The organism is Mycolicibacterium sp. XJ870, assembly GCF_053483975.1.
The window spans coordinates 213,374-232,412 of sequence record NZ_JBEFTI010000005.1; the positions used below are offsets into that span (position 1 = coordinate 213,374).

Sequence of the window (19,039 nt, forward strand, 5' to 3'; positions counted from 1 at the left end):
GCCCATGCAACGGATTATCGGAACTGAGGTCGAGTACGGCATCTCCTCGCCGTCCGACCCCACCGCCAATCCGATCCTGACGTCGACTCAGGCGGTGCTGGCCTACGCGGCGGCCGCCGGAATCCAGCGGGCCAAGCGCACCCGGTGGGATTACGAGGTCGAGTCGCCGCTGCGCGACGCCCGTGGATTCGACCTGTCCCGGTCGTCGGGCCCGCCGCCGATCGTCGACGCCGACGAGGTCGGGGCGGCCAACATGATCCTGACCAACGGTGCGCGGCTCTACGTGGACCACGCGCACCCGGAGTACTCGGCCCCCGAGTGCACCGATCCGATGGACGCGGTGATCTGGGACAAGGCAGGCGAACGGGTGATGGAGGCCGCCGCCCGCCATGTCGCCAGCGTGCCCGGCGCCGCCAAGCTGCAGCTGTACAAGAACAACATCGACAACAAGGGCGCGTCGTACGGCTCGCACGAGAACTACCTGATGAGCCGGCAGACGCCGTTCTCGGCCGTGATCGCCGGGCTGACTCCGCACCTGGTGTCCCGCCAGGTGGTCACCGGCTCCGGCCGCGTCGGTATCGGGCCGTCCGGTGACGAGCCGGGTTTCCAGTTGTCACAGCGTGCCGATTACATCGAGGTCGAGGTCGGCCTGGAGACCACGCTCAAGCGCGGCATCATCAACACGCGCGACGAGCCGCACGCCGATGCCGACAAGTACCGGCGTCTGCACGTCATCATCGGCGATGCGAACCTGGCCGAGACCTCGACGTACCTGAAAGTCGGCGCCACCGCGCTGGTCCTCGACCTCATCGAAGAGGGCATCGACTTGTCCGACCTGGCCCTGGCCCGGCCGGTGCACGCGGTGCACGTGATCAGCCGGGACCCGTCGCTACGGGCCACTGTCGCGCTGGCCGATGGCCGCGAGCTGACTGCACTTGCGCTGCAACGCATCTACCTCGACCGGGTGGCCAAGCTCGTGGACAGCCGTGACCCCGATCCCCGGGCCGCCCATGTCGTCGAAACCTGGGCCAATGTTCTGGATCTGCTGGAACGCGACCCGATGGAATGCGCCGACATCCTGGACTGGCCGGCGAAGCTGCGGTTGCTTGAGGGCTTCCGTCAGCGGGAGAATCTGTCGTGGTCGGCACCCCGGCTGCATCTGGTGGACCTGCAGTACTCCGATGTGCGGCTGGACAAGGGTCTGTACAACAGGCTGGTGGCACGCGGGTCGATGAAGCGCCTGGTCACCGAACAACAGGTGCTCGACGCTGTCGACAACCCGCCGATCGACACCAGGGCCTACTTCCGCGGGCAGTGCCTGCGCCGCTTCGGTGCCGACATCGCCGCGGCAAGCTGGGACTCGGTGATCTTCGACCTTGGCGGCGATTCGCTAGTCCGGATTCCAACGCTCGAACCGTTGCGGGGCAGCAAGGCCCACGTCGGGGCGCTGCTGGACTCGGTGAACAGCGCCGTGGAGCTCGTCGAGCAACTCACGAACTGAAGTCCCCACCGGTGCGCTATCCCGAGCAATTGGGAGCCCGACCGGTACTGTGGAAGAACCGGTCGGGCGTTAGTGAGCCCGCCGATGACAATTGCAGGAGGCAGCGATGGCTCAGGAGCAGACCAAGCGTGGCGGTGGCGGCGGCGAGGACGACGACCTCTCCGGTGCCTCGGCCGGCGGCCAGGAGCGTCGCGAGAAGCTCGCCGAGGAAACCGACGACCTGCTGGACGAGATCGACGACGTTCTGGAAGAGAACGCCGAGGACTTCGTGCGCGCGTACGTCCAAAAGGGCGGCCAGTGACCTGGCCGAAACGCAATCAGCTGGCCTATCCCACACCGATATCTGGAGCACCCGCCGTACCCGTGGATTTGTCGTCTTTCTCCGACCTGCTGCGCCGCCAGGCGCCTGATCTTCTGCCCGTGAACCGCGTCGCCGGCATGGACGGCGTCGTGCCGTCCAATGCCCTGCCGCACGGCACCACGATCGTCGCGCTGAAGTATCCGGGTGGTGTGCTGATCGCAGGCGATCGCCGCTCGACGCAGGGCAACATGATCGCGGGCCGCGACGTCCAGAAGGTGTACATCACCGATGACTACACGGCGACCGGCATCGCGGGCACCGCGGCCATCGCCGTGGAGTTCGCGCGGCTGTACGCGGTGGAACTGGAGCATTACGAGAAGGTCGAAGGCGTGGCGCTGACCTTCCCTGGCAAGGTGAACCGGCTGTCGACCATGGTGCGGGGCAACCTCGGTGCGGCCCTGCAGGGTTTCGTGGCGTTGCCACTGCTCGTCGGTTACGACCTGAACGACTCCGATCAACAGGCCGCGGGCCGGATCGTGTCCTTCGATGCCGCCGGCGGCTTCAACTACGAGGACGAGGGATATCACGCGGTCGGCTCGGGCTCGATCTTCGCCAAATCGGCGATCAAGAAGCTGTATTCGCGGGTGACCGACGCAGAGTCCGGGTTGCGCGCCGCAGTGGAGTCACTTTACGACGCCGCCGACGACGACTCCGCGACCGGCGGTCCGGATCTGGTGCGCGGCATCTATCCGACCGCGGTCACCATCGGCGCCGATGGTGCCGCGGAAGTGCCGGAGGAGCGCATCGCGACGCTGGCCCGCGAGATCATCGAAAGCCGTTCCGCGGAAACCACTTTGCGGCCGAGTTCCGGTCCGTCGACTGATGCGCGGGGAGACTCGTGACTTTTCCATATTTCATATCGCCCGAACAGGCGATGCGGGAGCGTTCCGAGCTTGCCCGCAAGGGCATCGCCCGTGGGCGCAGCCTGGTGGCGCTGACCTACGCCGACGGTGTGCTGTTCGTCGCGGAGAATCCGTCGCGGTCGCTGTACAAGATCAGCGAACTCTACGACCGTGTGGGCTTCGCCGCTGCCGGCCGGTTCAACGAGTTCGATCGACTGCGCCGCGGCGGCATCCAGTGGGCCGACACGAAGGGGTACGCGTACGACCGTCGCGATGTCACCGGTCGGCAGCTGGCCAACGTGTACGCCGAGGCGCTCGGCACCATTTTCACCGAGCAGGCCAAACCGTACGAGGTTGAACTCTGTGTGGCCGAGGTCGCCCACTATGGCGAAACCAAAGCACCTGAGCTGTACCGCATCACGTATGACGGGTCGATCAACGACGAACCGCATTTCGTGGTGATGGGCGGCACCACCGAGCCGATCACCGCCAAGCTCACCGAGTCCTACGCCGAGAACGCCGACCTCGCGGCGGCGGTCCAGATAGCGGTCGACGCGCTGAAGACGGCGAGCAACGGATCGGAACCGCGTCCGCTCGGGCCGTCCACCCTCGAGGTGGCGGTGCTGGATGCCACGCGGCCCCGTCGGGCGTTCCGGCGAATCACCGGCACCGCACTGGAAGCCTTGCTGCCCGAATCGGATTCGAAGCCCGCTCCGGCCGAGTAGTCGTCAGGCCAGGACGTTGACGACCGCTTCGGGTTCGGCCCGGTCGCGGTAGAGCCGCCACGCGATATCCGCGAGTTCGTCGGGGTTCAACGTCGGTATGGCACCGTTGCCGGCGAGCGCCCGGTGGATGTCGCCGCGTTCGATCAGGCCACCGATGGTGATGGTGCCGGCGTAGATCCCTGCGGGCTTGAGCGCGGCATGCAGGGTGACCGCGTAGTTGCGCAGCGCTGCAGCCATCAACGCCAGCCCGCCCAGCGGTGGCATCGCCACCACGCTGCTCAGGCCGCCGGCGAACAGCAATCCGCCGCTGCCGCGTTCGCGCATCTCGGGTAGCAGCTGGGAAGCGAAGTCGACGGCAGGCACCACGCCGTTGAGCGCTGCCTCGGCGTCCGCTGCATCGAGTTCGGTGATGTCACCGGTGGGTGCCGTTTCGAATGCGGCCGGACCGTAGTAGCCGACGTCGATCCGGCCGAAGCGCTCGCGCGCCGCATCGACGGCGTTGCGTAGTTGCTCGGCATCGGTGGCGTCGGCCACGTAGGCGGCCGCATCGATGCCCTTATCGCCCAGCCCGGACAGATAGTCCGAATGTCGTTGTGGGGATCGGGAAATCAGCGCGACGCGGTAACCCTCGGCGCCGAATCGGTGTGCCACTGACATCCCGAGGCCGGGACCGACGCCCAGCACGATCAGGACGGGTGCAGAAGTTGAGGCCATACTCAACTTACTAGCATAAGTTGAGAGTGTCCTCAACTTCGCTATGCTTGGCATGTGTCGGCGATGCGCGCGGATGCGGTCCGCAATCGAGACCGCCTGCTGGCGGCCGCCGCCGAGCTGTTCGGCGAGCGCGGCGTGGACGTGCCGCTTGAGGAGATCGCCCGGCGCGCCGGCGTGAGCATCGGCACCCTCTACAACCACTTCCCGAATCGCGGCGCACTGCTGGATGCGGTGCTACCTGATCGGTTGGCCGAGATCGACGGGATGGCGCGCCGTGCCCTGGAGGATCCCGACGCGTGGCGCGGCTTCACCGGCTTCCTGGACGGCATGTTCACGATGCAGGCCGCCGACCGCAGCATCAACGATGCGATCACCCGGAGCCCAATCGGTTCGGTCGACGTCGCCGCGGAATGCGGCCGTGCCGGGGGATTGCTGGAGGCCGTGGTGGCACGTGCGACCGAAGCCGGCGCACTGCGCCCCGATTTCGGCGCCGACGACCTCGCGACGCTGATATGGGCGATGTCGAAGGTGATCGCGATGGCCGACGGCGACGACGCCGTGTGGCGGCGCCACCTGGGCTTCGTGTTGGACGGGCTGAAGGGTGACGTCAGCCGATCGCCCGCCGGATGAGGGCCGCAAACTCCTGCGGGCATTCCACCGGGGTGAAGTGTCCGGCGCCGTCAGCGTTGTGCAGGCGGACGTCGACGAAGTAGTGCTCGAGCCGGTCGGCCCAGTCCCGGGGAAACAACGGATCATGTTGTGGCCACAGCACGTCCGTGCTGGCGTGGATCTTGACGGCGCGACCCGGCGGCAACTCGGTCAGCGACTGCTCGACGGTGCCCGCACCCGCGAGGTACCAGCCCAGCGACGCGGTGAACGCTCCTGGCAGCGCATAGTCGGCGACCAGCCTGTCCAGGTCGTCCTCGGAGATCCGGAAGCTCGGCCCCGACCAGTGATTCCAGAAATAGCGCAGGTACTCCCGCACGGCCTCGGGATTGCCGTCGATCATCCGGTCGGCGATCGGCAGCTGATGAAAGGCCTGGTACCAGAACTCGTGCATGGCGTGCGGGCTCAGCACGCGGTCACCGGCACCGGGCAGCGGTGGGGACAGCACGAGCGCCTTGACCAGATGTGGATGCATGCGCGCCACGCTTTGGGCGACTCGACTGCCGACGTCGTAGCCGGCCAGCGCAACGTCGTGCAGGCCGAGCTCGTTGATCAACCCGACCACGCTGGCCGCCTGGGCGCTGGCGCTGTAGAAGTGTTGCACCGCTACCGCGTGTTTGTCGGAGCCGCCGAACCCACGTAGATCGGGCACGATCACGTCGGCAACATCGGCCAGCAGCGGAATTACGTGCCGGTGGTCGCGCCGGTTACCCGGCCAGCCGTGCAGCAGCACGACCGGCGGTGCGCCAGGAACCCCGTGCCGGTCGAACGCCAGCCGGAATCCGTCAACCGCAGACGACCGCGACGACATGGCTCAATTCTCATCCGTGGGCGCCGCCGGTGGGCCGGGTTGGCGAATCGTGACGCGCAACCCCCGGCTTGCCCGCCGTTAGCCTGAACCACCCCGTAAGCTCGGTAGCGTGCAGCGACGAATCATGGGCATCGAGACGGAATTCGGTGTGACCTGCACGTTCCATGGCCATCGCCGGCTCAGTCCCGACGAGGTTGCCCGCTATTTGTTCCGGCGGGTGGTGTCGTGGGGCCGCAGTTCCAACGTCTTCCTACGCAACGGCGCCCGGTTGTACCTCGACGTGGGCAGCCACCCCGAGTACGCCACCGCCGAATGCGACAACCTGATCCAGTTGGTCACCCACGACCGCGCCGGTGAGCGCGTGCTGGAGGACCTGCTGATCGACGCCGAGCAACGACTGGCCGACGAGGGCATCGGCGGCGACATCTACCTGTTCAAGAACAACACCGACTCGGCCGGTAACTCCTACGGCTGCCACGAGAACTACCTGATCGTGCGGGCCGGCGAGTTCAGCCGGATCTCGGATGTGCTGCTGCCGTTCCTGGTGACCCGCCAGCTGATCTGCGGTGCGGGCAAGGTCCTGCAGACACCGAAGGCCGCCACTTTCTGCCTGAGTCAGCGCGCCGAGCACATCTGGGAAGGCGTGTCGAGCGCGACCACCCGATCACGCCCCATCATCAACACCCGCGACGAGCCGCACGCCGACGCCGAGAAGTACCGGCGGCTGCATGTCATCGTCGGCGACTCCAACATGTGCGAGGCGACCACCATGCTCAAGGTGGGCACCGCCTCGCTGGTGCTGGAGATGATCGAGGCCGGCGTGCCGTTCCGCGACTTCTCCCTCGACAATCCGATCCGGGCAATCCGCGAGGTGAGCCACGACCTGACCGGTCGGCGCCCGGTGCGGCTGGCCGGTGGCCGGCAGGCCAGCGCGATAGATATCCAGCGCGAGTACTACGCCCGGGCTGTGGAGTATCTGCAGACCCGCGAGCCCAGCTCCCAGATAGAGCAGGTGGTGGATCTGTGGGGCCGCCAGCTCGACGCGGTCGAGAGCCAGGATTTTGCGAAGGTCGACACCGAGATCGACTGGGTGATCAAGCGCAAGCTGTTCCAGCGCTACCAGGACCGCTACAGCATGGAGCTGTCCGACCCGAAGATCAGCCAGCTCGATCTCGCTTACCACGACATCAAGCGCGGTCGCGGCGTGTTCGATCTGCTGCAGCGCAAGGGGTTGGCCGCCAGGATCACCACCGATGAGGAGATCGACGCCGCGGTCAACACGCCGCCGCAGACGACCCGGGCCAAGTTGCGCGGTGAGTTCATCAGCGCCGCACAGGAAGCGGGACGCGACTTCACCGTCGACTGGGTGCATCTCAAGCTCAACGACCAGGCCCAGCGCACGGTGCTGTGCAAGGATCCGTTCCGATCAGTCGACGAGCGAGTCAAGCGACTGATCGCCAGCATGTGACCGTAAGCTCTTCCGGTGGCGGTCTCTAAAGTCGAGCGGTTGATGAACCTGGTCATCGCGCTGCTCTCTACCGACAAATACCTGCCGGCCGATAAGATCCGCAGGATCGTCCAGGGCTACGAGGACAGCCCGAACGACGAGGCGTTCTCCCGGATGTTCGAGCGGGACAAGACCGAACTGCGTGATCTCGGAATCCCATTGGAAACCGGCCGGGTATCCAAATTCGACCCGACCGAGGGTTATCGCATCAACCGCGAGGCCTACGCACTGCCCGCCGTCGAACTGACCGCGGACGAGGCGGCAGCGGTCGCCGTCGCCACCCAGCTGTGGCAGTCACCGGAACTGATCACCGCGACTCAGGGCGCATTGCTCAAGCTGCGTGCCGCCGGGGTCGAGGTCGAGGGCGCCGACCCCTCGGTGGCGATCACCTCCACCGCTGCACTGCCCGGTATCCGAGGCTCTGAGGAGGTGTTGGGAATCCTGTTGTCGGCCATCGACTCCGGCCAGATGGTGCAGTTCGAGCACCGATATTCGCGCAGCGACCCCTACACCACCCGGACGGTCGAGCCGTGGGGAGTGGTGACTCATCGCGGGCGCTGGTATCTGGTCGGGCATGACCGGTTGCGCAACGACACTCGCACGTTTCGGTTGTCGCGGATCGGGACACCGGTCACCGCCGTCGGCGAGGCAGGCGAGGTGCGCAAACCCGAGGGCGTCGACCTGCGTGAAATCGTGCAACGCGTCGTCGCCGAGTCGCCCACCGGCGAGCAAGCCCGCGTGTGGGTGGCCCACGACCGCGCCACCGCACTGCGGCGTCGGGCTGCCGGTGCGACGCCGCGCACGCTTGGAGGCCGCCCCGGCGAGGAGATTGCGGTCGACATCGGCGGCTATGACCGGTTGGCCCGCGAGATCGCCGGTTACGGCGCGGACGCCGTGGCGCTCGAGCCGCAGTCTTTGCGTGACGACGTGCTGGCCCGGCTGCATGCCCAGGCGGGAGGCTCGAATCGATGAGTCAAGTTTCGACCCGGCTGGTCCGCATGCTCAACATGGTTCCGTACTTCCAGGCCAACCCGAAAGTCACCCGGTCGGCGGCCGCGGCTGCCCTCGGCGTGACACACAAGCAGCTCGATGAGGACCTGCGCCAGCTGTGGATGTGCGGTCTGCCCGGTTACAGTCCCGGCGATCTCATCGACTTCGACTTCGAAGGCGACACCGTCGAAGTCACCTTCACCGCCGGGGTGGACCGCCCGCTGCGACTGACCTCGACCGAGGCAACCGGCGTCCTGGTGGCGTTGCGGGCGCTCGTCGACGTGCCCGGCATGGTCGATCCGGAGGCGGCGCGCAGCGCGATCGCCAAGATCGAGTCCGCGGCGGGCAGCCAGCGCGGGGCCGTCGAGGATCCCGTCCCGGCCGAAACCGGTGTCGCCGCGGCGGTACGCGCCGCGGTGCGCGAGAGGCGTGCGGTCGCGCTGGAGTACTACTCGGCCTCCCGTGACTCGCTCACCAGCCGCACGGTCGATCCGATCCGGGTGGTGCTCGTTGCCGACAACAGCTACCTGGAGGCGTGGTGCCGCAGCGCGGAGGCGGTCCGGTTGTTCCGGTTCGACCGGATCGTCAGCGCGCACCTGCTCGACGAACCGTCGGCGGCGCCGTCACCTGCAGTGCAGGCCGGGCCGGACACCTCGCTGTTCGATGCCGACCCGGCGCTGCCGTCGGCGACCCTGCTGATCGACCGGACCGCGGCGTGGATGTTCGACTACTACCCGTTGCGGGTGATCAATGAACTGCCGGACGGGGCCTGCGAAGCGGCGATGACTTTCGCCTCCGAGGAGTGGATGGCCCGGTTCGTGCTCGGATTCGGTTCCGCGGTGCGCGTACTGGCCCCTGAAACGTTGGCGCAGCGGGTTCAACAATCTGCCGCGGCGGCGTTGCGCGCCTACGACGCCGACGCTTGTGACGAGTAGACTCGGGCCTTGACGTCTGGAGGTAATCAAATTGGGTGGTCTACAACCCTGGCACTGGGTCATTGTCATCGCGGTGTTCGTGCTGCTCTTCGGCGCCAAGAAGCTGCCGGATGCGGCCCGCTCGCTCGGAAAGTCGATGCGGATCTTCAAGTCCGAGATCAAGGAGATGCAGGCCGACTCCAAGCCGGCGGAAGCCCCGCCGGCCACGCCGATCGCGTCCGAACGCGTCGACAATCCTGCCCCTGCTCCCGAGCAGTCTCCGGACCGCCACACGGCCTGACGCGGCGGAGAACCTGACCGCGGTCACGTGCCGCGTCGTTGGGTTGCGTCTCCACTGCGGCAGTCGAAAGCAAGCCTGTTAAAAGCAAGCTCGTGCAGACCCCCGGTCTCTTCAGAAAATTCGACCCCCGCCGTCGCCGTTCCCGGGTCAACCCGGACGGCACCATGTCGCTCGTCGACCACCTCCACGAACTACGCAACCGCCTGCTGATTGCTGTCGCGGCAGTTGTTGTCACGACGATCGTCGGGTTCCTCTGGTACACCCACGGCATCTTCGGCTTCCACAGCCTCGGTGAATGGCTGCGCGGCCCGTACTGTGCGCTGCCCGACTCCGCGCGCGCCGACATCACCCCTGGCGGCGAATGCCGTCTGCTCGCCACCGCCCCGTTCGACCAGTTCATGCTGCGCCTGAAGGTGGCGCTGGCCGCCGGCGTCGTGCTGGCGTGCCCGGTGTGGCTGTATCAGCTGTGGGCGTTCATCACCCCGGGCCTGTACAAGAAGGAACGCCGGTTCGCGATGGCGTTCGTGGGCATCGGGGCGGTCCTGTTCATCGCGGGTGCCGTGCTGGCCTACGTGGTGCTGGCCACGGCGCTCGGTTTCCTGCTGACCGTCGGCAGCGATGTTCAGGTGACCGCCCTGTCCGGTGACAAGTACTTCGGATTCCTGATCAATCTGCTGCTGGTGTTCGGCATCAGCTTCGAGTTCCCACTGCTGATCATCATGCTCAACCTGGTCGGCGTGCTCCCGTACGAGCGGCTCAAGGCATGGCGGCGCGGATTGATTTTCGGGTGTTTCGTTTTCGCCGCCTTCTTCACCCCTGGGTCTGACCCGTTCTCGATGCTGGCGCTGGCGGGCGCGCTGACGGTGCTGCTGGAGATGGCGATCCAGGTGGCCCGGTTCAACGACAAACGCAAGGCCCGCCGGGAGGCGCTGGCCGTGCCCGACGATCAGGCCGAGGCGATCGGCGAGGCGGAGCCGATCGAGGCGCCAAGCTCGGTACCGGGGCCGTCCCGGCTCACCGTCGACGACGATGCCACCTGAGACGGGCGGTGAGCTCACCGCCTTCACCGCCCAGCTGCCGTTCACGCTCGACGACTTTCAGCTGCGGTCCTGCCGGGCACTGGAGAACGGCCACGGTGTCCTGGTGTGTGCGCCCACCGGTGCCGGTAAGACGGTCGTCGGCGAATTCGCCGTGCACCTGGCATTGGCGTCCGGCGGAAAGTGCTTCTACACCACGCCGATCAAGGCGCTGAGCAACCAGAAACACAACGATCTCGTCGCCCGCTACGGCGCGGCGAAGATCGGCTTGCTCACCGGTGATCAGTCCATCAACGGCGACGCCGACGTGGTGGTGATGACCACCGAAGTGCTGCGCAACATGCTCTACGCCAATTCGCCGGCGCTGCAAGGCCTTTCCTATGTCGTAATGGACGAGGTGCACTTCCTGGCAGACCGGATGCGCGGCGCGGTGTGGGAGGAGGTGATCCTGCACCTGCCCGAGGAGGTGCTGCTGGTCAGCCTGTCCGCGACCGTCAGCAACGCCGAGGAGTTCGGTGGCTGGATCCAGACGGTGCGCGGCGACACCACCGTCGTCGTCGACGAACACCGGCCCGTGCCGCTTTCGCAGCACATGTTGGTCGGCAAGCGACTCTTCGATTTGTTCGAGGGCTCGACATCGACCTTGGTCGACCCAGATCTGTTGCGCCATATCAGCCATCGCCGGGAAGCCGACCGACTGTCCGATTGGCAACCCCGTGGACGCGGCAGAAGCCGTCCACACATCTACCGGCCACCGAGCCGACCGGATGTGATCGGCTCGCTCGATGCCGCGGGCCTGCTGCCGGCCATCACGTTCGTGTTCTCGCGGGCCGGCTGCGATGCGGCGGTCAAACAATGCCTGCGCGCACCGCTGCGACTCACCAATGACGAGGAGCGCTCGGCCATCGCCGCGGTGGTGGACCGCCGTTGCGCCGATCTCGCCGACGCCGACCTGATCGTGCTGGACTACCACGAATGGCGGGAGGGGCTGCTGCGCGGTCTGGCCGCCCATCACGCCGGGATGCTGCCGACCTTCCGGCACACCGTCGAGGAGTTGTTCACCGCCGGGCTGGTCAAGGCGGTGTTCGCCACCGAGACGCTGGCGCTGGGCATCAACATGCCCGCCCGCACCGTCGTGCTGGAGCGGCTGGTCAAGTTCAACGGCGAACAGCACATGCCGTTGACGCCGGGGGAGTACACCCAACTCACCGGTCGGGCCGGTCGCCGGGGTATCGACGTCGAGGGCCACGCCGTGGTGCTGTGGCGTCCCGACGACAGCACAGCCGAACCCGCCGAGGTCGCGGGCCTGGCGTCCACCCGCACCTTCCCGCTTCGAAGTTCGTTCGCGCCGTCGTACAACATGACGATCAATCTCGTACAGCAGATGGGCCCGGAGCAGGCGCACGAGCTGCTCGAGCGATCGTTCGCCCAATACCAGGCCGACCGGTCGGTGGTGGGGCTGGTGCGCGGCATCTCTCGCGGCGAACGGATGCTCGATGAGCTGGCCGCCGAGTTGGGCGGCAGAGACGCACCGATCCTGGACTATGCGCGATTGCGCGCCAAGATCAGTGCGGCCGAACGCGCCCAGTCGAGGGCTTCACGGCTGCAACGCCGTAGGGCCGCCACCGATGCGCTTGCCGAGCTGCGCCGCGGCGACATCATCACCATCACGCATGGTCGTCGCGGCGGGCTGGCCGTAGTCCTGGAAGCCGACCGCGACAGCGACGATCCGAGACCGCTGGTGTTGACCGAACACCGATGGGCAGGACGTATCTCGTCAGCCGATTATTCGGGCGCCTCAGCGCCGTTGGGCGCGATGACGCTACCCAAACGCGTCGAACATCGGCAGCCCCGGGTGCGCCGCGACCTGGCGTCGGCGCTGCGGTCCGCGGCAGCCGGATTGAAGGTGCCGTCGAAGGGGTCCAGACGCGGCGCTCCCGAGCGGGACGTCGACCCGGAGTTGGCGGGGCTGCGCGAGCAGTTGCGCCGTCACCCCGCTCATCAGCTGCCGGACCGGGAGAGCATGGGCCGGGTTGCCGAGCGCTATCTGCGGATCGAACGCGACAACGCTCAAATTCAGCAGAAGGTCGCCGCGGCGACGAACTCGCTGGCCCGGACCTTCGACCGGATCGTGGCTCTGCTGAGCGAACGCGGCTTCATCAAGGGCGAAAGCGGCGAACCGCGGGTCACGGATTCAGGTCGGCTGCTGGCCCGGATTTACAGCGAGAGCGATCTGCTGGTGGCCGAGTGCCTGCGCGGGGAGGTGTGGGCAGGTCTGCAACCCGCCGAACTTGCGGGCGTGCTGTCGGCCGTCCTCTACGAATCACGTGGCGACGCCGCCGGCGTGCCATCGGGCGTCGAAGGGCCGACCGAAGGTTTACGACGCGCGCTGGCGCGCACCCGGCGACTGTCGTCGGAGCTTCGCACCGACGAGCAGCGGCACCGCATCGCGCCGAGCCGTGAACCCGACGAGGGTTTCGTCGCGGCGATCTACCGGTGGGCCACCACTGGTGATCTGGCCGCGGCGCTGGCGGCTTCGGACGCCACCGGATCGGGGTCTCCGCTCTCGGCGGGCGATTTCGTGAGGTGGTGCCGTCAGGTGCTTGACCTGCTCGACCAGGTGCGAAATGCAGCGCCCACACCTGCGCTGCGCAATACCGCGAAACGCGCCATCAACGATGTTCGGCGAGGCGTCGTGGCTGTTGATGCGGGGTAGGGTGCTGGCGGGCTCGCCATGTCGGACCCCTGTGCCACTGTAATTATTGTGAAGTATCGGGACTCGTTGGTCACGTTTGGTGTAGAGCACCGTCGAGTGGCGATAGCTGCCCAACGTCGCCAAAGTCGAACAAGCGGCACCCGGAGTTAGTTCGGATGGCGGACTGATGGCGGGGTTTGAGGTTCCCGAGGGCTGGACGCCCCAGGCATATCGGTTCGCGTTGGATCCGACCTCGAGACAGGTCGCGGCATTGCTGTCGCATGCCGGTGGCGCGCGGTTCGCGTACAACACGATGCTGGCGGTGGTGAAGGCCAACCTGGATCAACGTGCCGCCGAGCGATCTTATGGGATCTCCGAGGCGGATCTGACGCCGCCGATAAGGTGGTCGTTTCACGCGCTCCGCAATGACTGGAACCGGCGTAAGCACAGGGTCGCGACCGGTGTGGATGGCACGCCGTGGTGGCCGGACAACTCGAAAGAGGTGTATGCAAACGCGTGCCGTGGCCTGTCAGAGGCATTGTCGAACTGGGAAGCCTCCCGGAAGGGCGCCCGTCGCGGGCCGCGGATGGGTTTCCCGCGATTCAAGACGAAATCGCGCGCGGTGAAGAAGTTCTCGTTCACCACCGGTGCTATTCGGGTCCTACCCGACCGCCACCACATCACCCTGCCGCGGCTGGGCGTGATCAAGACCTATGAGTCCACCCGCAAGCTGGCCCGCCGACTCGAGGCTGGCACTGCCCGCATTCTGAAGGCGACGGTGCGGTTGGAGCGGGGCCGTTGGTGGGTGTCGCTGACGTGCCTCGTGGCGCGTGACATTGGCCGGCCTGCGCATGTGAAACCTGGTGCGACGGTGGTTGGCATCGATGCCGGGGTCAAGGACCTGCTGGTGGTCGCCGACCTGGCTGGCACCGAGTTGGAACGCTACCCGGCGCCGCGTGAACTCAAGGGCGCGCAGCGGACAGTGGCCGCGTTGCAGCGCAAGGCCGCGCGGCAGGTCGGCCCGTGGGACCCGGCGACGATGACCCGGCGTGATCCCTCGCGCGGCTGGCAACGCACCCAGCGTGAGATCGGGCGGGCCCATGCCCGGGTGGCCAATCTGCGCGCAGACCGCATCCACAAGCTGAGCACCCGACTCGCCCAGACCCACGACGTGATCGGGGCCGAGACGCTGACCGTCAAGAACATGATGGCCGCGGGCGGGGCCTACAAGCGCGGCCTGAACCGCGCGTTCGGTGACGCCGGGCTCGCGGAAATATTGCGTCAGCTTGATTACAAGAGCGGCTGGTATGGCACGCGTGTCGTCAAGGCTGACCGATGGTTTCCCAGTTCCAAAACATGCTCGGCCTGCGGTGTGGTGAAAGCCAAGCTGCACCTGGCCGAGCGAACCTATGTATGCGACAGCTGTGGTCTCACGATTGACCGGGACCTCAACGCAGCGGTCAACCTGGCGCGCTACGCGCAACAAGGAACGGACCCGAGTACCGGGGTCGTCACGGGCGGAGCCGACCGTAAGCCGTCACCTTCCGGTGACGTTGGTGGCTGTGAAACCCGAACCCGAGCCGAAGTAGGCGGCGACGCCGATGACGGTGGGAGTGCCTCCCCCAAAGGGGAAGCTGCCTGAAATGCCCAGTCATACAGACACTGACATATCAAGGTAACGGTAGGGTGTGGCAACGGTGATAGTGAACAGGGATCAAGGAGAATCATGAGCGGACCGCAGGGATCTGATCCGGCGCAGCAGTGGCCCGGTCAGCAACCCGAGCCCGGTGGGGAGCAGCCGTCGGGCGGCGAGTCGTGGCAACCGCCGGCCAGCAGTTCCGATGACCCGACCACCCATACTCCGGCGTGGCAACCCCCGGCGTATACACAACAACCGCAGCCGCAATATCCGCAGTACCAGCAGCCGGATTATTCGCAGCCGCAGCAGCCTCAGCAGCCGTACCCGTCGACCGAGCAGTTCGGCCAGCAGGCCTACCCGCCTCCGGGGCAGTACGGACAGCCGGGCCAGTACGGGCAACCGCCGCAGCCCGGGCAGTACGGTCAGCCGGGCCAGTACGGTCAGCCTCCCGGTTATGGCCAGCAACCTCAGTACGGACAGCAGCCCGGGCAGTACGGTCAGCCCGGCCAGTACGGTCAACCCGGTCAGTACGGCCAGTACACCCCGCCCGGTGGCGCGGAGGGATCGAAGCGGTCCATGGGGACCGTCATCGGCATTGTCGGCGGCCTGGTCGCCGTGCTGTTGGTGGTCTTGGGGATCCTGCTTTTCTGGGTGCCCGGTTGGGCCGTCACGACCGAACTCGATATCGACAAGGCGCAGAGCGGCGTTCAGCAGGTCCTGACCGACGAGACCAACGGCTACGGCGCCAAGAACGTCAAGGACGTCAAGTGCAATGACGGCCAGAACCCCACGGTGCGCAAGGGTGAGACCTTCAACTGCGAGGTCAGCATCGACGGCACCAAGCGACAGGTCACCGTGACCTTCCAGAACGACGACGGCACCTACGAGGTCGGCCGGCCCAAGTAATTCAGCCGGGCAACTGGTCGAGCGCGGTTTGTAGCCGTTTGATCGAGGAGGTCACCCCGTACGCTGCGGCAAGTTCGACGACCCGGGCCGGGTTGCCGGCGGCCAGTGGCAGCGCATCCGAGGGTGTCGAGAACGTCACGGGCGCGTCGGTGGCGACGCGAATGACCGGCTCGGCCGCCGCGATGTAGTCGGCGGCGGCGAGCAATTTGGCCCGATGTGCTTTGGGCATCGTCGATTTCGGGTCGTCTGCCGCTGCCAGGATCGCGGTGAGCGAGCCGTGCCTGGCCAGTAACCCAGCCGCGGTTTTCTCGCCGATGCCGGGGACACCGGGCAGCCCGTCGGACGGGTCGCCGCGCAGCAGTGCCAACTCGGCGTAGGCGGGCCCGGCCCGGTCGATCGGCACCCCGTAGAGCTCGGCCACGTCAGCTGGGCCGTACTTCGTGGCCTTGGCCAGCCCGCGCCCGATGTAGAGCACCCGCACCGGTGGCGCCGGTTCGTCGCGAACGAGCTGCAGTAGATCCCGGTCGCCGCTGACCACCACCACCTGGTCGCGTTGCTCGCGGGTGGCCAGGGTTCCCAGCACATCGTCAGCCTCGAATCCCGGTGCGCCTGCTGTCGCGATGCCGAAGGCCTCCAGCAATTCCATGATCATGTCGACCTGGGGGGTGAGGTCGTCGGGAACCTCTTCGATGTCCGGCACCCCGTCCGGAAGGGGCTCGGCCACCCGGTGTGCTTTGTAGGACGGGATCAGGTCCACCCGCCACTGGGGCCGCCAGTCGTCGTCGCGGCAGACCACCAGGCGGCCCGGCCGCTCCCGGCTGACCAAGGTGGCGATCGAGTCCAGGAAGCCGCGCACGGCGTTCACCGGCCTGCCGTCGGGGGCCTTGATCGACGAGGGGACTCCGAAGAATGAACGGAACCACATGCTGGCGCCGTCGAGCAACAGGATGGGCGAGGTCATGCGGTCCTCCGAAACAGGTAGGTGGCTGCCGTGACAGCTTTGCCGTCGGCTCCCTCGTCATGCAGAGTTGCCCTGACTGCGACCGTTCCGTCTGTGCCGGCCAGTGGCTGGACGTCGACCCGGAAGGGTCCGGTCTTACCGCGGGCAAGGAACATCACGTGCGACGAAATGCCTTGCAGCGCATCGGTTTTTGCGGCGTCGGCCGCGCAATCTGAGGCTGCGGTTTCCAGGATCACGAACTGTGGCCCGATGTGCAGGGCGGCATCCGGTGAGGCTACTTCGACAGTCAACTGCGGCAGCGCCCAGTGTCCGTCTTCGCGCTTGTGGCCGCCGAACACCTGCCACAGTGGCGGCAGGTCCGGCCCGTCGACGATCCCGATCGGGTCGACGGGCATCTTCTCCAGACCATCCGGTGGTGTCCCGATCGCGATGCCCTGGCCTTCGGTGAGCGCGATGACCCGGTCCGGATTGTCGGCGTCGACGATCACCGACCGGCTGTAGGCCAGTTGCCTGCCTTGCTTGAGTATCTCGGTGTTCACCCGGATCCGCGCCACATCTGCGGCAGGGTCCAGCACCTGACAGGAGTGGATGACCGGGTTGGGCACGGCTTCCAGGTCGCTCACACCGCCGCTGTCCGGGGAGGAGATGCCGAGCACCGCGAGCAGCAACCCACCGCTCGAATTGCGCATATCCCGGCGCAACGTCACGGTGTCGTCGGCGGGGCCGAGGTCCATCGACGAATACGTGCGACCGAGATACCGGTAGCTGAGCAGTCCACCCCAACGTCGGCGCAGTTCGGCGGCGTACGCCTCGGGATCGCCGGTGAAATCTCGGATGTCACGCAACATTCAAGCGACAGTAGCGGGTGGCAAGGCATTAGCCTCGAAGCCATGACCATCAGCCGATTCAGCACCGACGTGTACGCCCACCGGCTCGCCACGGCCGCGTCTGCCGCCGCGGTTGCGGGCTTGGCCGGCCTGGTCATCACGCCCGGCTACGACCTGCGATATCTGATCGGTTCGCGGGCGCAGACCTTCGAGCGGCTGACGGCGCTGGTAGTGCCTGCCGGCGGCGACCCGACCATGGTGATCCCGCGCCTGGAACTGGCTTCGCTCAAAGAATCCGCGGTGACCGAACTCGGTGTGGCGGTGCACGATTGGGTTGACGGCGAGAACCCGTACCAGTTGGTGGTCGATGCGCTCGGGGGCGCCAGGGCTGCCGTCACCGATGCGATGCCCGCGCTGCATCTGCTTCCGCTGGCCGAGTTGCTGGGCGTGGTGCCGGTGCTGGCCACCGACGTGCTGCGGCGGTTGCGGATGATCAAGGACGCCGCCGAGGTCGATGCCCTACGCAAGGCCGGCGCGGCGATCGACCGGGTGCACGCCCGGGTTCCGGAGTTCCTGGTGCCCGGCCGCACCGAGGCGGACGTGGCCGCCGACATCGCCGAAGCGATTGTCGCAGAGGGGCATTCGGAGGTGGCGTTCATCATCGTCGGCTCGGGTCCGCACGGCGCCGACCCGCATCATGAATGCTCCGACCGTGAACTGAAGGCCGGCGACATCGTCGTCGTCGACATCGGCGGACCGTACGAACCCGGCTACAACTCGGATTGCACCCGGACCTACAGCATCGGCGATCCGGATCCAGAGGTCGCGCGCCGCTACGCGGTGCTGGAGAAGGCGCAGCAGGCCGCGGTCGCCGCGGTGCGGCCCGGGGTCACCGCCGAGCAGGTCGATGCCGCCGCTCGGGACGTGCTGGCGGCCGAGGGGCTCGCCGAGGCGTTCGTGCACCGCACCGGACACGGCATCGGCCTGTCGGTGCACGAGGAGCCCTACATCGTCGCGGGCAACGACCTCCCGCTGGAAGCCGGAATGGCGTTCAGCGTCGAGCCCGGGGTGTACTTCCCCGGGCAGTGGGGTGCCCGCATCGAGGACATCGTGATCGTGACCGAGGACGGCGCGCTGTCGGTCAACAACCAGCCCCACGACCTCGTCGTGGTGCCGGTGCGTTAGCTTTCGCCGCGGTCCAGGAGATCCGAGGAGCCCAGCACCCGCTCGATGCGGACCTCGATCACCACGCGCCGGGGGTTGATGCGCGGCGTGCGGTAGCGCTGGGCGTAGCGCAGTTCGGCGTCGCGCACCGCGTCGGCATCGGTGCTGACGGTGGACTTGCCCTCCAGAGACAGCCAGCGCGCCCCGTCGACCTGGCTGAGCACCGCCACGCCGCGCTCATGGGCATTGACGGCCTTCTGTGAACCGCCCGTGGTGATGACCCGAGCGATGTGCGTTTTGGGATCGAAGGTGAAACCGACCGCGACGACATGCGGGGAACTGTCGGAGCGCAGAGTGGTCAGCATGGCCAAATGGCGTTCGGTGAGAAACGCCAAGGCATCGTTTGTGAGCCTGGTGGTTGCCTTGCCACGAGATGTAGCCATCGGTGTCCACGCTAGCGCAGGTGATAATCGCTGCC

General features: G+C 66.9%; 19 protein-coding genes. 14 read left to right on the forward strand and 5 right to left on the reverse strand.

What is annotated here, in order from left to right; translation table 11 throughout:
- Window positions 1-4: 4 nt before the first annotated feature.
- The 4 genes from dop (at window position 5) to prcA (ending at window position 3,429) form a co-directional block, all read left to right on the forward strand.
- Entirely contained in the window at window positions 5-1,501 is a 1,497-nt protein-coding gene (dop, locus tag ABQF30_RS20110) for a depupylase/deamidase Dop (protein ID WP_448466983.1), read from the forward strand.
- Between the two features lie 106 nt (window positions 1,502-1,607).
- On the forward strand, window positions 1,608-1,802 hold the full coding sequence (locus ABQF30_RS20115; RefSeq protein ID WP_448466985.1) for a ubiquitin-like protein Pup: 195 nt from the start codon (window positions 1,608-1,610) through the stop codon (window positions 1,800-1,802).
- The gene (gene prcB / locus ABQF30_RS20120) at window positions 1,799-2,704 is read left to right on the forward strand and encodes a proteasome subunit beta (RefSeq protein WP_448466987.1); all 906 of its coding nucleotides are present in this window, start codon (window positions 1,799-1,801) and stop codon (window positions 2,702-2,704) included. Before ABQF30_RS20115 ends, prcB begins: the two co-directional genes overlap by 4 nt.
- On the forward strand, window positions 2,701-3,429 hold the full coding sequence (prcA, locus tag ABQF30_RS20125; RefSeq protein ID WP_448466989.1) for a proteasome subunit alpha: 729 nt from the start codon (window positions 2,701-2,703) through the stop codon (window positions 3,427-3,429). Before prcB ends, prcA begins: the two co-directional genes overlap by 4 nt.
- A 3-nt stretch (window positions 3,430-3,432) precedes the next feature.
- On the opposite strand, the gene ABQF30_RS20130 is transcribed toward prcA, so the two are convergent.
- A complete protein-coding gene (locus ABQF30_RS20130; RefSeq protein ID WP_448466991.1) occupies window positions 3,433-4,143 on the reverse strand; it encodes an SDR family NAD(P)-dependent oxidoreductase in 711 nt (236 codons plus the stop codon).
- Between the two features lie 63 nt (window positions 4,144-4,206).
- Between ABQF30_RS20130 and ABQF30_RS20135 the strand changes: the two genes are divergently transcribed.
- The gene (locus tag ABQF30_RS20135; RefSeq protein WP_448467266.1) at window positions 4,207-4,773 is read left to right on the forward strand and encodes a TetR/AcrR family transcriptional regulator; all 567 of its coding nucleotides are present in this window, start codon (window positions 4,207-4,209) and stop codon (window positions 4,771-4,773) included.
- On the opposite strand, the gene ABQF30_RS20140 is transcribed toward ABQF30_RS20135, so the two are convergent.
- Complete coding sequence (locus ABQF30_RS20140) at window positions 4,751-5,620, reverse strand: alpha/beta fold hydrolase (protein ID WP_448466993.1); 870 nt, start codon at window positions 5,618-5,620, stop codon at window positions 4,751-4,753. The two genes, ABQF30_RS20135 and ABQF30_RS20140, sit on opposite strands and share 23 nt — an antisense overlap.
- 109 nt (window positions 5,621-5,729) lie before the next feature.
- On the opposite strand from ABQF30_RS20140, the gene pafA reads away from it, so the two are divergent.
- The 8 genes from pafA (at window position 5,730) to ABQF30_RS20180 (ending at window position 15,609) form a co-directional block, all read left to right on the forward strand.
- On the forward strand, window positions 5,730-7,088 hold the full coding sequence (gene pafA, locus ABQF30_RS20145; RefSeq protein WP_448466995.1) for a Pup--protein ligase: 1,359 nt from the start codon (window positions 5,730-5,732) through the stop codon (window positions 7,086-7,088).
- A gap of 15 nt (window positions 7,089-7,103) precedes the next feature.
- Window positions 7,104-8,099, forward strand: coding sequence for a helix-turn-helix transcriptional regulator (locus ABQF30_RS20150; protein WP_448466997.1), 996 nt, complete (start codon window positions 7,104-7,106; stop codon window positions 8,097-8,099).
- The gene (locus tag ABQF30_RS20155) at window positions 8,096-9,052 is read left to right on the forward strand and encodes a helix-turn-helix transcriptional regulator (RefSeq protein ID WP_448466999.1); all 957 of its coding nucleotides are present in this window, start codon (window positions 8,096-8,098) and stop codon (window positions 9,050-9,052) included. The genes ABQF30_RS20150 and ABQF30_RS20155 overlap by 4 nt, the downstream gene beginning before the upstream one ends.
- Before the next feature lie 31 nt (window positions 9,053-9,083).
- A complete protein-coding gene (gene tatA / locus ABQF30_RS20160) occupies window positions 9,084-9,332 on the forward strand; it encodes a Sec-independent protein translocase subunit TatA (RefSeq protein WP_448467001.1) in 249 nt (82 codons plus the stop codon).
- Between the two features lie 92 nt (window positions 9,333-9,424).
- The gene (tatC, locus tag ABQF30_RS20165; RefSeq protein ID WP_448467003.1) at window positions 9,425-10,372 is read left to right on the forward strand and encodes a twin-arginine translocase subunit TatC; all 948 of its coding nucleotides are present in this window, start codon (window positions 9,425-9,427) and stop codon (window positions 10,370-10,372) included.
- Window positions 10,362-13,085 (forward strand): DEAD/DEAH box helicase, encoded by a 2,724-nt coding sequence (locus ABQF30_RS20170; protein ID WP_448467005.1) that lies wholly within the window; start codon window positions 10,362-10,364, stop codon window positions 13,083-13,085. The genes tatC and ABQF30_RS20170 overlap by 11 nt, the downstream gene beginning before the upstream one ends.
- A 166-nt stretch (window positions 13,086-13,251) precedes the next feature.
- A complete protein-coding gene (tnpB, locus tag ABQF30_RS20175; RefSeq protein ID WP_448467007.1) occupies window positions 13,252-14,706 on the forward strand; it encodes an IS607 family element RNA-guided endonuclease TnpB in 1,455 nt (484 codons plus the stop codon).
- Window positions 14,707-14,790: 84 nt separating this feature from the next.
- Complete coding sequence (locus ABQF30_RS20180; protein WP_448467009.1) at window positions 14,791-15,609, forward strand: DUF4333 domain-containing protein; 819 nt, start codon at window positions 14,791-14,793, stop codon at window positions 15,607-15,609.
- 1 nt (window position 15,610) lies between these two features.
- On the opposite strand, the gene ABQF30_RS20185 is transcribed toward ABQF30_RS20180, so the two are convergent.
- Window positions 15,611-16,570, reverse strand: a complete 960-nt coding sequence (locus ABQF30_RS20185) for a 5'-3' exonuclease (protein WP_448467010.1) — start codon at window positions 16,568-16,570, stop codon at window positions 15,611-15,613.
- Window positions 16,567-17,418, reverse strand: coding sequence for a hypothetical protein (locus tag ABQF30_RS20190; protein ID WP_448467012.1), 852 nt, complete (start codon window positions 17,416-17,418; stop codon window positions 16,567-16,569). Before ABQF30_RS20190 ends, ABQF30_RS20185 begins: the two co-directional genes overlap by 4 nt.
- Before the next feature lie 42 nt (window positions 17,419-17,460).
- On the opposite strand from ABQF30_RS20190, the gene ABQF30_RS20195 reads away from it, so the two are divergent.
- Window positions 17,461-18,582 (forward strand): M24 family metallopeptidase, encoded by a 1,122-nt coding sequence (locus tag ABQF30_RS20195; protein WP_448467014.1) that lies wholly within the window; start codon window positions 17,461-17,463, stop codon window positions 18,580-18,582.
- Here ABQF30_RS20195 and ABQF30_RS20200 read toward each other — a convergent pair.
- Window positions 18,579-19,004, reverse strand: a complete 426-nt coding sequence (locus ABQF30_RS20200) for a F420-dependent biliverdin reductase (RefSeq protein WP_448467016.1) — start codon at window positions 19,002-19,004, stop codon at window positions 18,579-18,581. The genes ABQF30_RS20195 and ABQF30_RS20200 overlap by 4 nt on opposite strands.
- Between the last annotated feature and the right edge of the window lie 35 nt (window positions 19,005-19,039).